Source organism: Streptomyces sp. NPDC001108 (genome assembly GCF_053598535.1).
Map to the genome: position 1 here is coordinate 792,079 of NZ_JBSFKL010000001.1, position 15,803 is coordinate 807,881.

Genomic DNA, 15,803 nt, shown 5'->3' on the forward strand with positions numbered 1-15,803 from the left:
ATACGCACAGGACTTGTCCAGAGAGCCGCACCACCGAAGGGCCGGATCCGGCCGCTAACCTTACGTATCCGCCCTGGCCAGGGATCAATTCCGGCAGGTCGGACTTTTCCCCCACCCAACTGACGCGAAAGGCCTCGCCCATGGGCATTCGGAGCTTGCTGCGCAAGGTGTTCGGCCGTGACCGCGCGGAGCAGGACGCACCGACGGCAACGGTCCCGCCCCAGACCGAACGCATCGCGCCCACGGACTCGGAGCCGAAGGCGGAAGCGAAGGCGGCGGCGGCCGGACCCGCTGAGGACACGGCTGCCGGCACGACCGCCGATGCGGCTACGGCCACGGCTGACGAGCCGGCCGCCAAGGTCTCGGTACCGGCCCCGGCGGCACCGCGCTCCGGCGGTGACGACAGCGTCGTCGTCTCCGGCGACGTGGCCTCGGACCTGGTGGCGGCCGCCTTCGACCGGCCGTCCCTCGCCACGGTCCCGGCCCAGGGCTCGGCCCCGGAGCCGGAGTCGACGGAGCCGAAGGCGGAGAAGCCGAAGGTGGACGAGCCCGAGGCGGAGAAGCCGAAGGCCGACGAGCCCGAGGCGGAGAAGCCGAAGGTGGACGAGCCCAAGGCCGAGGAACCGAAGGCTGAGGAGCCCAAGGCGGAGAAGCCGAAGGCCGACGAGCCCGAGGTCGAGAAGCCCAAGGCTGACGAGCCCGAGGCCGTGGAACCCGTCGTCGAGCCGGAACCGGCTGCCGAGCCGGAGGCCGAGGCCACGCCCGCCGAGCCCGCGCCCGCACCCGTCGAGGCCGAGGCCGCCCCGGAAGCGACCCCGGAACCGGCCCCCGCACCCGTCGAGGCCGAAACCGAGCCCGTGAAGGAGCCCGCCCCCGAGCCGGCCCCCGAAACGCAGGCCCCGGCAGCCACCCCGGCACCCACCACCCCCGCAGCCGCCCCCACCAAGCCCGCACTCAGCCTCGCCAAGGTGAAGTCGCGCGCTCCCGGGCTGGCCGACGCGTACAAGGCCGCCCAGTCCGGGCTGAAGGCGCACGGGCTGACCGGGCTGCGCGCCACCGTCTACCTGGTCCTCGACCGCTCCGGCTCCATGCGGCCGTTCTACAAGGACGGCAGCGCCCAGCACCTGGGCGACCGGACGGTGGCGCTCGCCGCGCACCTGGACGAGAAGGCGGCCGTCCCCGTCGTCTTCTTCTCCACCGACATCGACGGCACCGCCACCGTCGGCCTCGCCGACCACGAGGGCCGGATCGACGAGCTGAACGCGGGCCTCGGCCGCCTCGGCCGTACGAACTACCAGGCGGCCGTCGGGGCGGTCGTCGCGCACTACGAGGGCTCCGGGGCCACCGGTCCCGCCCTGGTGGTCTTCCAGACGGACGGGCCGCCGGACGCCAAGCAGGCCGCCCGGCAGGCGCTGGCCGACGCGGCGCGGCTGCCGCTGTTCTTCCAGTTCGTCGCGTTCGGCGAGGAGGACGGCAAGGGCTTCGACTTCCTGCGGAAGCTGGACGCCCCGAACGCCGGGTTCTTCCACGCCGGCCCCGCCCCCCGCGAGGTCCCGGACGCCAGGTTCTACCGCGAGGTACTGGCCGCGCTCCCCGCCTGGCTCGCGGCCCGCGACGCCGACGCCGACACCGAGAGCGACGCCGGGACCGGCTCCGCCGCCGGGTCGGCCGAGACCGGCGCCTGATCCACCGGCAGCCGTACGGTCACGGCGAGCCCGCCCTCCGGGCCCGGCGCCGCCGTGACCGTACCGCCGTGCGCGACCGCGATGGAGCGCACGATCGAGAGGCCCAGCCCCGAACCGCGCCCCATCCGGTCCTTGCCCTCGCCCCGCCGGAACGGCTCGAACAGCCCCGGGATGTCCGCCGCGCCGACCACCGGCCCGGTGTTGCGCACGTCCAGCAGCGCCCCGCCCCCGGCCGTCACCAGGGACACGTCCACCGTCCCGCCCGGCACGTTGTACGTGACGGCGTTGGCCAGCAGGTTCGCCACCAGCTGGGCGAGCAGCATCCGGTTGCCGCGCACCACGCAGAAGTGCGTGTCGGCCCGCACGTCCGGGCGCCCCGGGCGGCCCGGATGCCGGGCGGCCTCCTCCTCCACGACGCCCGCCAAATCCACCACCTCCCGCTCGCCGTCCGCGAGCCCGCGCTCGCTGCGCGCCAGCACCAGCAGTCCCTCGATCAGCCGCTCGCTGCGCCGGTTGTTGTCCAGGAGCGTCTGCCGGGTCCGTACGAGGTCCTCCGGGGTCGGGTCGTCCAGGCCGATCTGGATCGCGGCGCGCTGGGTGGCGAGCGGGGTACGCAGCTCGTGGGAGGCGTTGGCGATGAACCGCCGCTGGCTGTCGAACGCCTTCTCCAGCCGGGCCAGCAGCGCGTCCAGCGTGTCGCCCAGCTCCTTCAGCTCGTCGTCCGGGCCGCTGGACGCGATCCGCTCGTGCAGATTGTGCTCGGAGAGCCGGCGCGCCTTCGCCGTCATGGCGTGGACGGGGCGCAGCACCCGCCCCGCCGTCCACCAGCCCACGCAGACCGCGCAGGCCGTCATCACCAGCAGCGCCGCCACGGACCAGATCATCAGCTGGTGGCCGGCCGCGTCGCTGACGTTGTCGGTGAGGTCGTAGACGGTGGGCGGGCCGAGGCTGCGCCGCGTGATCAGCGGGCCGTTCACCGCGTAGCCGGGCTGGACCACGGCCGCGGTGCGGGCGATGTCCCGCGCCCGGGAGTCCGTACCGGCGCGGGAGGCGAGGTTGACGGTGGTCAGCAGGGCCGTGCCGAGGATCAGGAAGACCCCGCCGTACACCAGGGCGATCCGGGCCCGGATCCGGGAGTGCTCCACCCCGGACAGCCGGTGGGCCAGCCGTTCGGTCAGCCGCTTCACAGGGCGTACCCCACACCCTGCACGGTACGGATCAGGGCCGGTTCCCCGAGCTTTCCCCGCAGCTTGCTCATGCAGACCCGGACCGCGCCGGTGAAGGGGTCGGCGTTGGCGTCCCAGGCCCGTTCCAGCAGCTCCTCGGCGCTGACGGTGGCGCCGTCCGCCTCCAGCAGCAGCTGGAGCACCGAGAACTCCTTCGGCGACAGGTCCAGCTCCCGCCCGTCCCGCGCGGCGGTGCGGCGCACGGTGTCGAGCTGGATGCCGTGCCGCTCCAGCTGCGGCGGGACCGGCCGGGCGCTGCGGCGGCGCAGCGCCCGGACCCGCGACACCAGCTCGGGGAACTCGAACGGCTTGCCCAGGTAGTCGTCGGCGCCGAGGTCGAGCCCGGCGACCCGGTCCTCCATGGAGACGGCGGCGGTCAGCATCAGGATCCTGGTCCGGGAGCCGGAGGCGACCAGTCCGCGCGCCACGTCGTCGCCGTGCACCCGCGGCAGGTCGCGGTCGAGGACGACCACGTCGTAGTCGTGCAGCCCCAGGTAGGCGACGGCGGCGTCACCGCTGTACACCGTGTCGACGGCGAAGCCGGCCCGGCGGAGCCCGGTGGCGACCAGCTCCGCCAGTATCTCCTCGTCCTCGGCGACCAGTACCCGCATCGTGATGTCCCCTGCCTCGTGCATGCGTGTCCACTCCCTCCCAGGATGCGTCTTTGCTACGGGAAGGGTTGTTTCGCAAAGGTCTCCGTGCCCCCGGGAGGGTTTATCGGTGTGATCCGGTCTCCCGGGGGCCGTTAGGATTTCGACCATGGCGGCCACTGGATCCGAGAAGCAAGGGGGCGACGACGTGAAGAGCTTCTACGTCTCGACCCCCATCTACTACGTCAACGACGCTCCTCACCTGGGCCACGCCTACACGACCGTCGCAGGCGACGTGCTCACCCGCTGGCACCGCCAGCGCGGCGAGAAGGTGTGGTACCTCACCGGCACGGACGAGCACGGTCAGAAGATCATGCGCACGGCCGAGGCGAACGGCGTCACCCCGCAGGAGTGGTGCGACAAGCTCGTCGAGGAGGCGTGGAAGCCCCTCTGGGAGCACCTGAACGTCGCGAACGACGACTTCATCCGTACGACGGAGAAGCGCCACACCGACCGGGTGCAGGAGTTCGTGCAGGACCTGTACGACAAGGGCGACATCTACAAGGGCGGGTACGAGGGCCCGTACTGCGTGGGCTGCGAGGAGTACAAGCTCCCCGGCGACCTCATCGAGGACGAGAACGGCGTCAAGCTGTGCCCGGTGCACAAGAAGCCGGTGGAGATCCTCAAGGAGGAGAACTACTTCTTCAAGCTGAGCGCCTACGGCCCGAAGCTGATGGAGTTCTACGCCGAGAACCCGGGCTTCATCCAGCCCGAGTCCGCCCGCAACGAGGTCGTGAACTTCGTCAAGCAGGGCCTCCAGGACCTCTCGATCTCCCGCTCGACCTTCGACTGGGGCGTCCCGGTGCCGTGGGACGACAAGCACGTGATCTACGTGTGGGTCGACGCGCTGCTGAACTACGCGACGGCGGTCGGCTACGGCGCCAACCAGGAGAAGTTCGACGCGACGTTCCCCGCCGACGTGCATCTGATCGGCAAGGACATCCTCCGCTTCCACTCGGTGATCTGGCCCGCCATGCTGATGGCGCAGGGGCTGCCGCTGCCCGGCAAGGTCGTCGCCAACGGCTGGCTGATGGTCGGTGGCGAGAAGATGTCGAAGTCGAACCTGACCGGCATCAAGCCGCAGGACCTGACCTCGCACTTCGGCGTGGACGCGTACCGCTGGTACTTCCTGCGCGCCATCGCGTACGGCAACGACGGCTCGTTCTCCTGGGAGGACTTCGCCGCCCGCTACACCTCCGAGCTGGCCAACGACTACGGCAACCTCGCCTCGCGCGTCGCCGCCATGGTCGGCAAGTACTTCGGCGGGGAGCTGCCGGAGGCCACCGCCCCGGGCGACGCCGAGAAGGCCGTCCAGGAGGGTCTGGCGAAGGCCGTCGCCACCGCCGACGAGAAGATCGGCGAGGAGCTGGACTTCCAGGCGGGCATCCTGGCGATCTTCGACTTCGTGAAGCAGGTCAACGGCTACATCACGGAGCAGGAGCCCTGGAAGGTCGCCAAGGACGACTCGGCCGAGGGCCGGGCCCGTCTCGCGACGATCCTCTACACGGCCGCCGAGTCGCTGCGCGGTGTCGCGGTGCTGCTGAACGCGGTGATGCCGGAGACCTCGCAGAAGCTGTGGGACTCGCTGGGCGCCGAGGCGTCCCTGGGCGCCCTGGCCGACCAGCGCGTGCAGGACGCCGGCACCTGGGGCCGTCTCCCGGCGGGCGCCACGGTGACGAAGGGCGCGGTGCTGTTCCCGCGCCTGGAGGAGAAGCCCGCGTAGGGCCGCTCACCCCCGGAGAAGCACGGCGAAGGGCCGGACCCGGCAGAGGGTCCGGCCCTTCGCCGTGGGTCAGCGGACCCAGTTCTTCAGCGGCTCGGTGTCCAGCTCGATGCCCACCGGGTCGGGCAGTTCGACAGTCTTCCCGTACGGCACCGTCACCACGCACTCGTACCGCACCCCGTCGGGCTGCGAGTGCACCTTGACCTCGCAGGTCTCGCGGTCGATGAGCAGGTAGACGGGGATGCGGGTCTCTGCGTACGCGCGCGGTTTCTCGACCCGGTCCCGGCGGTCGGTGTCCTCGTCGTACGACGTCACCTCGACGACCATCAGGACGCCGTTGGGGTCGGCCCATTCGCCCTGGCCGACGAAGGTGCCACTGACGGCGAGTGCCCCATCGGGCCGGGCGTTGCCCTTGCGGTACGTCTCGATGCGCAGGCCTTGTTCGGCGTAGAGCCAACGGCTCGGGTCAGCCTGCATGCATTGGCGGGTGAGCCATTCGATGATCCGCCCGTGGTCCCCGTCCGGCACTGCCTTGACCCCCATTTTCCCGTTCACGAACTCCAGACGCAGTGCCTCCTCGGCGCGTATGGCGTGGCGGGCGAGGTCCTCGAAGACCTCCTGGGTCAGCACATTCTCCTCAACCACGGTCATCACAGCCTCCTGGTACGGAAACGGGCTGCCATCAGCGTACGGGCCCGGTCCGTTACCCGTTGCCGGTTCAGCGTTCCAGGCCCTCGGCGTCGCCCATGACGACGACGGGCTTCTTCGCCGGGTCCAGGGCGGTCAGGAGTTCCCGCATGCGGTCGGCGGGGAGGGAGACGCAGCCCTGGGTGGGGCCGCCGTGGTCGACGTGGAGCCAGATGCCGCCGCCGCGTTCCTCGCCGAGCGGGCGGGTGCGGTCGAGGGGGGAGGTGCGCGGGGCGCGGTTGTAGTCGATGGCCACGACGTAGTCGAAGGCGCCTTCGAGGGGTTCGCCGTCGAAACCCTCGCCGTCGACCGTGAACAGCGGGTTGTGGTCGTAGGGGAAGGCGGTGCGGGGCGGGGCGAGGAGACCGCCCGCGTAGGTGAGGCCGTAGACGCCGACCGGGGAGCGGAGGTCGCCCTGCTCGTGGCGGTCGGTCCAGCCGTCCAGGGCGTTGTGGGCGGGCCAGGGGCCGGCGACGGGGCGCCAGCCCCGGGCCGGGTCGTCGCGGGTGTAGAGCACCGCGGTGGAGAGGCTGGAGTCGTAGTCGTCGCCGGTGACGACGAGGGCCTGCCGGGAGTCCGCCGGTATCCCGGCCCGGGTCCTGGGGCCCAGGTCGGGTATCTCGCGCGGGTGGGCGCGCGGTGCGTGCGGTACGGGGGCGGCCCGTACGCGGGCCCGGCCGGGTGGGCCGCCGACGCCTGGGGAGGCCGCGGTTCCGGGCCGTACGGCGGGGCGGGTGGCGGCGGGGCTGTCGGGCGGGGTGGTGCCGCAGCCGGTGAGGAGGAGCAGGGCGGTGGCACAGGTGCCTATGCCTATGCCCAGACCTGTGCGGGCGGGGGGCGGGGTGCGCCGGTGGACCGGCGGGCGGGACGGGGACACGGGGCCTCCTCGGCGTTCGCAAAGTGGCGGCGGGGCCGGGCCGGCGATCACCGTCGCCGCCCTGTGCCGCCACCGTCAGTCAACGCCGCGCCCCGCCGGGGCGAACCCGCACGAGGGCCATCCGGCGGTATCGCCCCGCCCTCCCCGGTGACGGCCTCTCACGCCGGCCCGCGCCCCGCCGTCGCCACCTCCCCGCCGTCGTCACCTCCCCAAAAACTCCGCGCATCCCAGCGGCCCCAGCGGCTCGCCCTCGGTCGGGCGGAAGGTGACCCGGACGTCGTCGGCCCGAACCATCGGGTCGAGCACCGACTGGGCACGGGCCAGGGTGCACACCAGTTGCCCGGTCGCCTGGTCGCGCCCCGACCCTCCGTACGGCCCCTCCGTCCGCACCGTGACCCGCTCGCCCGAGCCGGTCGCCGAGTAGCCGCCGAGGCGGACGAGGGAGACCAGCCCCTGGCCCGGGGGCGGTTCCGTCGCCCCGAGCAGCTTCAGCGCCCCGTTCAGGTCGTCGACCCGCCGGTCGATCAGCGGCACCGCGGTCAGCCCGCTCGGCGAGGCGAAGTACAGCCGCACTCCCCGGGTGAGTCCGGAGGCCGGCTCGCCCGCCGTCACCACCCCGGTCGGCTGGACCCCGCAGCCGGTCAGAGCGGCCGCGCCCAGCACGGCGGCCGCCACCGCTCGTCGCGTCCTCATTCCGTCCCCTCCTCGCCCGGCCCGGTATGCCGCAGCGGCAGCCGGAGCGTAAACACCGCGCCGCGCGGCGGTTCCCCGGCCGCATCCGCCACCTCGATCGTCCCGCCGTGCAGCCGGGCGTTCTCCAGCGCTATCGCCGTGCCGAGACCGCTGCCCTGGCCGCCGTCACCGGCACTGACACCCGCAGCGGCGTCGTTGCCGTCGCCGTCACCGTCGGTGGAACGGGTACGGGCCTCGTCCGCCTTGTAGAACCGGTCGAAGACCCGCCGTCCCGCGCCCGGCGGCAGCCCGGGGCCCCGGTCGGCGACCGACAGCACCGCCCACGGCGCACCGTCCGCCGCGCGGCACGTCCGCAGGGTGACCGTGACCGGCGGGGCGCCGTGCCGGAGCGCGTTGCCGACCAGGTTGGCGACGATCACGTCGACGCGGCGGCGGTCGACGACCGCCCGTACGCCCGGGGCCAGCTCCGTGCGGACCCGGTCCGTCCAGCCGCGCAGCGCCAGCGACGCCCGTACGGTGTCGGCGAGGTCGGTCTCCGCCGCGTTCAGCCGGGCCGCTCCGGCGTCGAAGCGGGAGATCTCCATCAGCTCCTCGACCAGCCGGGCCAGCCGGGCCGTCTCGGCGCCGACGGTCCGGGCGGCGCGGGCCGCGTCCGGCGGCAGCTGGTCGGCGTCCTCCTCCAGGACGGTCGCCACCATCGTCATCGCGGCGAGCGGGGTGCGCAGTTCGTGGGAGACGTCCGCCACGAAGCGGCGCGCCTTCGCCTCCTGTTCGCGCAGGTCGGCGTCGGACGCCTGGAGCGCGTCGGCGGTCTCGTTGAACGTCCGGGCGAGATCGGCGAGTTCGTCGTGCCCGGTGACGGCTACCCGGCTGCCGAGGTCCCCGGCGGCCAGCTCACGGGTGGCCCGGCCCAGTCTGCGCACCGGCCGCAGCACCGTCCCCGCGGCGAGCAGCGCCAGCACGGCGGCCAGCACCACCACCGGCACGATGCCCGCCCGCACCGAGTCCAGCAGGGCGGCGGTGTCGTCGCGCTCGGCGCGCAGATCGGTGATCGCGTAGACCTCAAGGCCGGAGGCGCCGCGGTCCCCGTCGGCGTACGCCACCGGCATGCCGACCACCAGATACGGCTCGTCCCGCCACCGCACCCGCTGGAACACCGCGTCGTCGCCGGCGCGGACGGCGGCGCGCAGCCCGGCGCCGATCCGGGACGCGGTGTCGGCGTACGGGTCGGAGGTGGCGGACAGGTCCCGGTAGCGGACGGCCACGATCCGGCCGCCGATGCCCTCGGAGACCCGGGCCGCGAACCGGTCCAGCGAGCGCTGGTCGGGCGGCAGGTCGAAGTCGACGGCCACCGCCCCGACCCGCGCCCGGACGTCGTTCACGGCCGTGTTCTGGGTGCGCTGGAGGACGGCGGTGCGGGCCTCCCGGTAGGCGAGCGCGGTCGCGGTGACGGCGCTGATCAGCGCGACGGCGACGAAGGTGGCGACCAGCCGGGTGCGCAGCCCGCCTACCGGATGCCGGGCGCGTGTCCAGGTTCGCTTCCGGGTCTTTTCCCCCGTCCGTTCCCGGTTCACAGCGGGCCGAAGCGGTAGCCGAAGCCGCGTACGGTCTGGACGTAGCGGGGCTTGGCCGGTACGTCCTCCAGCTTGGCGCGGAGTCGGCCGACCGCCGCGTCCACCAGCCGGGAGTCGCCCAGGAAGGTGTGGTCCCAGACGGATTCGAGGAGCTGCTCCCGGCTGAGGACCCGCCCCGGGGAGGCCGACAGCTCCAGCAGCAGCCGCAGTTCGGTGGGCGGCAGCGGGACCGGTACGCCGTGCTTGGTGACGGTCAGCCCGAGCCGGTCGATCACCAGCCCGGCGAGGTCACCGGGCCGGTGCGCCGGTGCCGAGGGCTCGGCGCGGCGCAGCGCGGCCCGGATGCGGGCCTCCAGGACGGGGGCGGTGACCGGTTTGACGACGTAGTCGTCGGCGCCCGCCTCCAGCCCCGTCACGATGTCGTGGTCGTCGCCGCGCGCGGTCAGCATGATGACCGGCAGGGTCGCCGAGCGGGCGCGGATGCGGCGGCACACCTCGAAGCCGTCCATGCCGGGCAGCATCAGGTCGAGCACGGCCAGTTCGATCCGGGCGCCTTCCTCGCCGGTGAGGGCGGCCAGGGCCTGTTCGCCGGTGGCGGCGGTCGACACCCCGTAGCCGTGCCGGCGCAGCACCAGCTCCATCCCGTCCCGTACGGACGCGTCGTCCTCGATGAGCAACACATGCGGCATGGGGCCGATTATGTGCATGCCCGGGGCCGTTCCGTCCGGGGTCCAGGGGGACGAACGCGCAGGCCGGGGGCATTGTTACGTTCCCATCATGTGGCCATGGACCGGTCATCATCCGCGACGGCCAACGTGCCGTGCATGAACCTTTCCCACCGGAAGACCACCCGGACCACCCGGACCACTTGGACCGGCAGGAGCCCCCGGACCACCGCCCGGCTCCGGGTCGCCGCGCTCGTGGCGCTGCCCGTGCTCGCCCTCTCCGTCGGCTGCGGCGGCGCGGACGACGGAGCGGACGGCACGCGGAGCGAGGCGATCGCCGATGTGCCGGACGGCCCGAAGGCCTCCTCCCCGCAGGAGACCGACAAGGCGAGCACCCCGCCCGCCGGCAAGAGCGCGTTCTACGACGCCCAGGTCAAGTACGTCCAGTGCATGCGCGCCAAGGGCGGTTACAAGGACTTCCCCGACCCCAAGCTCAGCGGGCACCTCGACTGGGACAAGGTCAACGAGATCGGTTCCCAGCCCGGCCGCAACGAGGGCATCAAGGGCGGCAAGGACGGTGCCTGCGTGCCCGAGCTCAGGGCCGCCCTGGACGCCGAACCCAAGCGCGACCAGCAGAAGTCCTACGAATCGATGCTGGCGCACGCCGCGTGCATGCGGGACCACGGCGTCTCCCGGTTCACCAACCCCACGATGAGCGACGGCAACGCCCAGCCCGGCGGCGACCCCAACCCGGCGTCCCCGAGCATCGACTGGGATTCACCGACGTACAAGAAGGCCCGCGAGGCGTGCCGGACGAAGCTGCTCGACGGCCTGGACGGCATGCAGTGAGGCGCTCCACCCTGCTGCTCGCGCTCGGCGCGGTGGCGGTGGCCGCCGCCGTCACCGGGGGGTGGCTGTTCCTCGGCGACGGCGACGGCGGTGCCCCCGGCCGGGCCGGCGACCTGCCGCCCGCCACCGCGACCGTGACCCGCGCGGACCTCGTACGGTCCACCACGGTCGACGGCACCCTCGGCTTCGCCCGGCGCCGTGCGGTCAAGTCCGCCGTCGAGGGCACCGTGACCGTGGCCGCCGCCGAGGGCCGCACCCTGACCAGGGGGCAGGCGCTGTACGAGCTGAACGACAAGCCCGTCACCCTGCTCTACGGACCGGTCCCGATGTTCCGCGAGATGAAGCTCGGCGACCGGGGCAGCGATGTGCTCCAGCTGGAGCGCAACCTGCGCGACCTGGGGTACGGGGCCGGGCTGTACGTCGACGTCCGGTACGACGCGGCCACCGAGGCCGCCGTCGAGCGGTGGCAGAAGTCGCTGAACCGGGAGCCCACCGGCCGGGTCGGCCAGGGGGACGTGGTCTTCCAGCCCGGCCCGGTCAAGGTGGTCTCCGCCGACGCGGCGCTCGCCGACCGGGTCGGCCCGGACGGGGCGGTCCTGACGATCGCCTCCACCGACCCGGTCGTCCGGGCCGAGCTCGACCGGAGCGAGGCCGCGCTCGCCGCACACGGCGCCCGGGTCGAGGTCACCCTGCCCAGCGGGAAGACCGAGAGCGGCCGGGTCACCGGAACGGCACGCCCCGGGGAGTCCGGGGAGGCGGAGGACCAGGGCGCCGGGGACGGCGTCGTCGTCGAGATCTCCCTGGACGGCGGGGCGCGTGCGGTCAAGGGCGAGGAACCCAGGGCCCCGGCGAGCGTGAAGTTCGTCAGCGAGGAGCACAAGGGGGTGCTCGCGGTCCCGGTCGAGGCGGTCGTGGCGCTCCGCGGCGAGAACGGCGGCTACGGGCTCCAGGTCGTCGAGGGAGCCACCTCACGGATGGTGCGGGTGGAGACGGGCATGACCGCCGACGGGCTGATCGAGGTCAGCGGGCCGGACGTGCGCGCGGGCCTGAAGGTCGGTGTGGCCGCCTCATGAGCCGCGTACCGACAAGCGGGCCGGTCCCCCCGTCCCCACCGGTCCCCGTGCCCCCGCCCGTCGACCCGTCGTCCGCCCCGGTCGTCGAACTGCGCGGCGCCACCCGGACGTATCCCGGCGGCGTCCACGCCCTGCGCGGGGTGGACCTCACCGTCGAGCGGGGCGAGCTGCTCGCCGTCGTCGGCCCGTCCGGCTCCGGCAAGTCCACCGTGCTCAACCTCATGGGCACCCTCGACCGGCCCACCACGGGCACGGTCCGGATCACCGGCCACGACGTCTCCCGGCTCGCCGACTCCCGGCTCTCCGCCCTGCGCTCCCGCCACATCGGCTTCGTCTTCCAGCACTTCCACCTGGCGGCGGGGCGCGACGCCGTGGAGAACGTCGCGGACGGGCTGCTCTACGCGGGCGTCCCGCCCCGGGAACGCCGGGCACGGGCCCGGGAGGCGCTGGCCCGGGTACGGCTGGACCACCGCCGCTCGCACACCCCCGACCAACTGTCCGGCGGCGAGAAGCAGCGGGTGGCCATCGCCCGCGCCGTGGTGGGGGCGCCCACCCTGCTGCTGGCGGACGAGCCGACCGGGGCCCTGGACACCGCGTCCGGCGCCATCGTCATGGAGCTGCTGCACGAGCTGAACGCGGCGGGCACCACGGTCTGTGTGATCACCCACGACAACGAGATCGCGGACGCGCTGCCGCGCCGGGTCCGCTTCAGGGACGGCCGGATCGTCTCGGACCAGCGCTCGGCGGCCGTGCCCGCGCCGCACCCATTTCAGAGCCCGCCCCCGCTCCAGAACCCGCCCCCGCGCCCCAGCCCGCACCCAAGCCCGTCCCCGAGCCCGGAGGAGGCCGCTCCATGAGCCAGAATCCGCGCCCCCTCATGAGACAGGACCTCCGGCCCACCCGCCTCGCCCCGGGCGACGTGCTCCGGGTCGGCGCGGTAGGACTGCGCGCCCGACGGGCCCGGGTGGTGCTCTCGGCGCTCGGTATCGCCATCGGGATCGCCACGATGGTCGCGGTGGTCGGGCTCTCCGAGTCGAGCCGCGCGGACCTGATGGCCCGGCTCGACCGGCTCGGCACCAACCTCCTCACCGCCGAGGCCGGCAAGGACGCGCAGGGCGGCCGGCTCAAGCTGCCCAAGAACGCGGTCGCGATGGTCGAGCGGATCGGCCCGGTACGCCAGGCCACCGCCTCCGCCGACGTGGACGCCCGTATCCGCCGCAGCGACGTGGTCCCCGAGGAGCGCACCGCGGGCGTCACCACCCAGGCGGTACGGACCGATCTGCTGGCCGCGCTCGGCGGCGAGGTGCGCACGGGCCGCTGGCTCGACCGGGCCGGAGAGCGGCTCCCGGTGACGGTGCTCGGCGCGGTGGCCGCGGAACGCCTCGGGGTCACCCGGCCCGGCGAGACGATCATGATGAACGACGTCCGGGTGGTCGTCGTCGGCGTCCTCGAACCGCTGGACCTCGTCCCCACCCTGGACCGGGTGGCCATGGTCGGGTTCCCCGCCGCCGAGCGCTGGTTCGGCTTCGACGGCCACCCCACCACCGTCTTCGAGCGCTCCACCGACGAATCAGTGGCGGACGTGCGGGCGGTCCTGGGCCGCACCCTCAACCCCGGCGACGGGGCGGGCGTCCAGGTCTCCCGCCCCTCGGACGCGCTGGCCGCCAAGGCCGCCACCGACGCGGGGCTGACCCGGCTGATGCTCGCCCTGGGGGCGGTGGCACTGCTGGTCGGCGGGGTCGGCGTGGCCAACACGATGGTCGTCTCCGTGCTGGAGCGCCGCCGGGAGATCGGCCTGCGCCGGGCGCTGGGCGCGACCCGGGGTGCGATCCGGCTCCAGTTCGTCACGGAGTCGCTGCTGCTGTCGGCGCTGGGCGGGACGGCGGGCGCGCTGCTGGGCTCGGCGGCCACCTTCGGTTTCGCCCGGGTCCAGGGGTGGACGGCGGTGGTCCCGCCCTGGGCCCTCGCGGGCGGGCTGGCCGCCACCCTGGTGATCGGTGTGGTCGCCGGGCTGTACCCGGCGGTCCGGGCCGCCCGGCTCGACCCGACGACCGCACTGAACGCGGCGTAGCACCCCGGCACGGAGCGGCACAGCGGCACCCCATGAGCGCCCGGCACCCGATACGCGAACAGCCCCCGGCCGACCCCGGCCGGGGGCTGTTTCACGTGAAACAGCGGGGTGACAGAGACCGGACTACTTCTCCGTCTTGGCCTCGTCCTTGCCCTTCGCCGCCGCCACCGGCTTGCGGAGCTGGATGTTCAGCTCGCGCAGCCGCGACTCGTCCAGTTCGGTCGGCGCGCCCATCATCAGGTCCTGGGCGTTGCCGTTGAGCGGGAAGGCGATCGTCTCGCGGATGTTGGGCTCGTCGGCGAGCAGCATCACGATGCGGTCGACGCCCGGGGCGATGCCGCCGTGCGGCGGGGCGCCGAGCCGGAAGGCGCGGAGCATGCCCGCGAACTCGTGCTCGACGGTCTCGCGGTCGTAACCGGCGATCTCGAACGCCTTGAGCATGACGTCGGGCTCGTGGTTCCGGATGGCGCCGGAGGACAGCTCGATGCCGTTGCAGACGATGTCGTACTGCCAGGCGAGGATGTCCAGCGGGTCCTTCTCCTCCAGGTCCTTCATGCCGCCCTGGGGCATCGAGAAGGGGTTGTGGGAGAAGTCGATCTTGCCGGTCTCCTCGTCCTTCTCGTACATCGGGAAGTCGACGATCCAGCAGAACCGGAAGACGTCCTCCTCGAAGTGGCCGGCCCGCTTGGCGGCCTCGACGCGGACGACGGACATGATCTTGGAGACCTCGTCGAACTCGCCCGCACCGAAGAAGACGGCGTGACCCGGCACCAGCGAGAGGCGCTCGGTGAGGGTCTTGACGTCCGTCTCGGTGAGGAACTTGGCGATCGGTCCGGCCAGCGTGCCGTCCTCGCCGACGCGGACCCAGGCCAGGCCCTTGGCGCCGTGCTGGACGGCGTAGTCGCCCAGACCGTCGAAGAACTTCCGGGACTGGCCCGCGGTGTCCGGGACCGGGAGGGCGCGGACGTGCTTGCCGGCGAAGGCCTTGAACTCCGAGTCGGCGAAGACGTCGGAGATGTCGACCAGCTCCAGCTTGGCGCGCAGGTCGGGCTTGTCGTTGCCGTACTTCAGCATCGACTCGCGGAACGGGATGCGCGGGAACGGCGAGGTGACGTGGCGGCCGCTGCCGAACTCCTCGAAGAGCTCGGTCATCAGCTTCTCGATCGGCTGGAAGACGTCCTCCTGCTCGACGAACGACATCTCGACGTCGAGCTGGTAGAACTCGCCGGGCGAACGGTCCGCGCGGGCGTCCTCGTCGCGGAAGCAGGGCGCGATCTGGAAGTAGCGGTCGAAGCCGGAGATCATCAGCAGCTGCTTGAACTGCTGCGGCGCCTGGGGCAGGGCGTAGAACTTGCCCGGGTTGAGGCGGGACGGCACGACGAAGTCACGGGCGCCCTCGGGGGAGGTCGCGGTGAGGATCGGCGTCGCCATCTCGTTGAAGCCGAGGGCCACCATCTTGGCGCGGATCGCGGCGATGACCGCCGAGCGCAGCATGATGTTGCGGTGCATGCGCTCGCGGCGCAGGTCGAGGAAGCGGTACTCCAGGCGCCGCTCCTCGTTGACCCCGTCCTCGGTGTTGATCGTGAAGGGCAGCGGGGCGGCCTCGCCCAGCACCTCGACCTCGGTGACCTCGATCTCGATCTCGCCGGTGGGAAGCTCCGGGTTGACGTTGTCGGCGCCGCGCGCCGAGACCTTGCCGTCGATCCGGACGACGGTCTCCTTGGTGAGCTTCGCCAGCGCCTCGTTGCCGGGGGTGCCCGGGCGGGCGACGAGCTGCACCAGACCGTAGTGGTCGCGCAGATCGATGAAGAGGATGCCGCCCAGGTCTCGGCGATTGTGCAGCCAGCCGCTGAGTCGGACGTCGGTGCCGACGTCAGAGGCGCGGAGCTCGCCGCAGGTGTGGGACCTGTACCGATGCATCGTCGTTCATCCAGTCTTCGCGGTTCGGGGTGGATTACAGCCATCCCAGGCTACCGCCCGCACCGGAACCGAATCATTGACATTGACACTTCAAGATCCTTCGGCGGCCC

General features: G+C 72.9%; 14 protein-coding genes. 6 read left to right on the forward strand and 8 right to left on the reverse strand.

Translation table 11 applies throughout. The features are described 5' to 3' along the window. The first annotated feature begins 140 nt into the window (after positions 1 to 140). The gene (locus tag ACWC97_RS03530; protein ID WP_450647196.1) at positions 141 to 1,685 is read left to right on the forward strand and encodes a VWA domain-containing protein; all 1,545 of its coding nucleotides are present in this window, start codon (positions 141 to 143) and stop codon (positions 1,683 to 1,685) included. Here ACWC97_RS03530 and ACWC97_RS03535 read toward each other — a convergent pair. Both ACWC97_RS03535 and ACWC97_RS03540 read right to left on the reverse strand, forming a co-directional pair. Continuing rightward, positions 1,568 to 2,872, reverse strand: coding sequence for a sensor histidine kinase (locus ACWC97_RS03535; RefSeq protein WP_450647198.1), 1,305 nt, complete (start codon positions 2,870 to 2,872; stop codon positions 1,568 to 1,570). The two genes, ACWC97_RS03530 and ACWC97_RS03535, sit on opposite strands and share 118 nt — an antisense overlap. After that, positions 2,869 to 3,522 carry a response regulator transcription factor gene (locus ACWC97_RS03540; RefSeq protein ID WP_352274235.1) on the reverse strand — a complete coding sequence of 218 codons (654 nt, stop codon included), beginning with the start codon at positions 3,520 to 3,522 and terminating at the stop codon, positions 2,869 to 2,871. Before ACWC97_RS03540 ends, ACWC97_RS03535 begins: the two co-directional genes overlap by 4 nt. A gap of 148 nt (positions 3,523 to 3,670) precedes the next feature. Here ACWC97_RS03540 and metG point away from each other — a divergent pair, with 148 nt between their 5' ends. Next, a complete protein-coding gene (gene metG, locus ACWC97_RS03545; RefSeq protein ID WP_352274157.1) occupies positions 3,671 to 5,284 on the forward strand; it encodes a methionine--tRNA ligase in 1,614 nt (537 codons plus the stop codon). Between the two features lie 69 nt (positions 5,285 to 5,353). Here metG and ACWC97_RS03550 read toward each other — a convergent pair whose 3' ends face one another. From ACWC97_RS03550 to ACWC97_RS03570, 5 genes are all read right to left on the reverse strand, one after another. Continuing rightward, positions 5,354 to 5,935 carry a Uma2 family endonuclease gene (locus ACWC97_RS03550; protein WP_450647200.1) on the reverse strand — a complete coding sequence of 194 codons (582 nt, stop codon included), beginning with the start codon at positions 5,933 to 5,935 and terminating at the stop codon, positions 5,354 to 5,356. A 67-nt stretch (positions 5,936 to 6,002) separates the two neighbouring features. Continuing rightward, positions 6,003 to 6,758, reverse strand: coding sequence for a L,D-transpeptidase family protein (locus tag ACWC97_RS03555; protein ID WP_450647465.1), 756 nt, complete (start codon positions 6,756 to 6,758; stop codon positions 6,003 to 6,005). Between the two features lie 291 nt (positions 6,759 to 7,049). Then, positions 7,050 to 7,541, reverse strand: coding sequence for a GerMN domain-containing protein (locus ACWC97_RS03560; protein WP_450647202.1), 492 nt, complete (start codon positions 7,539 to 7,541; stop codon positions 7,050 to 7,052). Beyond that, on the reverse strand, positions 7,538 to 9,115 hold the full coding sequence (locus tag ACWC97_RS03565; protein WP_450647204.1) for an ATP-binding protein: 1,578 nt from the start codon (positions 9,113 to 9,115) through the stop codon (positions 7,538 to 7,540). Before ACWC97_RS03565 ends, ACWC97_RS03560 begins: the two co-directional genes overlap by 4 nt. Next, positions 9,112 to 9,804, reverse strand: a complete 693-nt coding sequence (locus ACWC97_RS03570; protein ID WP_352274153.1) for a response regulator transcription factor — start codon at positions 9,802 to 9,804, stop codon at positions 9,112 to 9,114. Before ACWC97_RS03570 ends, ACWC97_RS03565 begins: the two co-directional genes overlap by 4 nt. Positions 9,805 to 9,939: 135 nt before the next feature. Here ACWC97_RS03570 and ACWC97_RS03575 point away from each other — a divergent pair, with 135 nt between their 5' ends. Genes ACWC97_RS03575 through ACWC97_RS03590 form a run of 4 tightly spaced genes read left to right on the forward strand, consistent with a single transcriptional unit; the run spans position 9,940 to position 13,773 of the window. After that, complete coding sequence (locus ACWC97_RS03575) at positions 9,940 to 10,629, forward strand: hypothetical protein (protein ID WP_352274152.1); 690 nt, start codon at positions 9,940 to 9,942, stop codon at positions 10,627 to 10,629. Beyond that, a complete protein-coding gene (locus ACWC97_RS03580) occupies positions 10,626 to 11,702 on the forward strand; it encodes a peptidoglycan-binding protein (RefSeq protein WP_450647206.1) in 1,077 nt (358 codons plus the stop codon). Before ACWC97_RS03575 ends, ACWC97_RS03580 begins: the two co-directional genes overlap by 4 nt. Beyond that, positions 11,699 to 12,559, forward strand: coding sequence for an ABC transporter ATP-binding protein (locus ACWC97_RS03585; protein WP_450647208.1), 861 nt, complete (start codon positions 11,699 to 11,701; stop codon positions 12,557 to 12,559). The genes ACWC97_RS03580 and ACWC97_RS03585 overlap by 4 nt, the downstream gene beginning before the upstream one ends. Further along, positions 12,556 to 13,773 carry an ABC transporter permease gene (locus ACWC97_RS03590; RefSeq protein WP_450647210.1) on the forward strand — a complete coding sequence of 406 codons (1,218 nt, stop codon included), beginning with the start codon at positions 12,556 to 12,558 and terminating at the stop codon, positions 13,771 to 13,773. Before ACWC97_RS03585 ends, ACWC97_RS03590 begins: the two co-directional genes overlap by 4 nt. Before the next feature lie 123 nt (positions 13,774 to 13,896). On the opposite strand, the gene aspS is transcribed toward ACWC97_RS03590, so the two are convergent. Continuing rightward, a complete protein-coding gene (gene aspS, locus ACWC97_RS03595) occupies positions 13,897 to 15,693 on the reverse strand; it encodes an aspartate--tRNA ligase (protein ID WP_450647212.1) in 1,797 nt (598 codons plus the stop codon). Between the last annotated feature and the right edge of the window lie 110 nt (positions 15,694 to 15,803).